Source organism: Streptacidiphilus sp. ASG 303 (assembly GCF_020991365.1).
GTDB lineage: Bacteria > Actinomycetota > Actinomycetes > Streptomycetales > Streptomycetaceae > Peterkaempfera.
In genome coordinates this window covers 1-1,101 of sequence record NZ_JAJLRA010000081.1, presented here as the reverse complement: position 1 = coordinate 1,101, position 1,101 = coordinate 1, and the positions used below count along the sequence as shown (strand labels likewise).

The following is a 1,101-nucleotide window of genomic DNA, read 5'->3' as shown; positions in this document are numbered from 1 at the left end:
CACCCTCGGTCCCAAGGGCTACGGCTTCGTCGAGGTCTCCCCGCCCCAGGAGCACATCCAGGGCTCCCAGTGGTGGACCTCCTACCAGCCCGTCAGCTACCGGATCGCCGGCCGCCTCGGCGACGCCACCGCCTTCCAGAGCATGGTGAACACCTGCCACGCCGCCGGCGTCAAGGTCATCGCCGACGCCGTCGTCAACCACATGAGCGCCGGCTCCGGGACCGGCACCGGCGGCACCCAGTACACCAAGTACACCTACCCCGGCTACTACCAGGACCAGGACTTCCACTCCTGCCGCACCAACATCAGCAACTACGCCGACCGCAGCAACGTCCAGAACTGCGAACTCTCCGGCCTCGCCGACCTCAACACCGGCAGCGACTACGTCCGCTCCACCATCGCCGCCTACCTCAACAGCCTCCTCGCCAAGGGCGTCGACGGCTTCCGCATCGACGCCGCCAAGCACATCGCCGCCACCGACCTCGCCGCCGTCAAGGCCAAGCTCACCAACCCCAACGTCTTCTGGGCCCAGGAGGTCATCTACGGCTCCGGCGAGGCCGTCCAGCCCGGCGAGTACACCGCCACCGGCGACGTCGACGCCTTCCAGGGCGCCTACGACCTCAAGCGCATCTTCACCAGCGAGAAACTCGCCTACCTCAGCAACTGGAACGACTCCTGGGGCGCCGGCTACCTCCCCAGCGCCAGCAGCCGCACCTTCGTCGACAACTGGGACACCGAGCGCAACGGCTCCACCCTCAACTACAAGGCCGGCAACACCTACACCCTGGCCAACGTCTACCTCCTCGCCTGGCCCTACGGCTCGCCCAACGTCTACTCCGGCTACGAGTTCACCGACGTCGACGCCGGACCCCCGGGCGGCGGCACCGTCAACGCCTGCTACCAGGACGGCTGGAAGTGCCAGCACAAGTGGCGCCAGATCGCCAACATGGTGGCCTTCCGCAACGCCGTCTCCGGCACCGCGGTGACCAACTGGTGGTCCAACGGCAACAACGCCATCGCCTTCGGCCGCGGCAGCAAGGGCTACGTCGCCATCAACCACGAGAGCAGCGCGGTCACCCAGACCTTCCAGACCTCGCTGCC

The 1,101-nt window shown here is 67.6% G+C and carries 1 protein-coding gene; it reads left to right on the top strand.

Features of this window, described 5'->3' with window-relative positions; genetic code table 11:
- Window positions 1-1,101 (top strand): alpha-amylase family protein (locus LO771_RS29985; protein ID WP_230748309.1); only part of this gene is annotated, 1,101 nt, incomplete at both ends.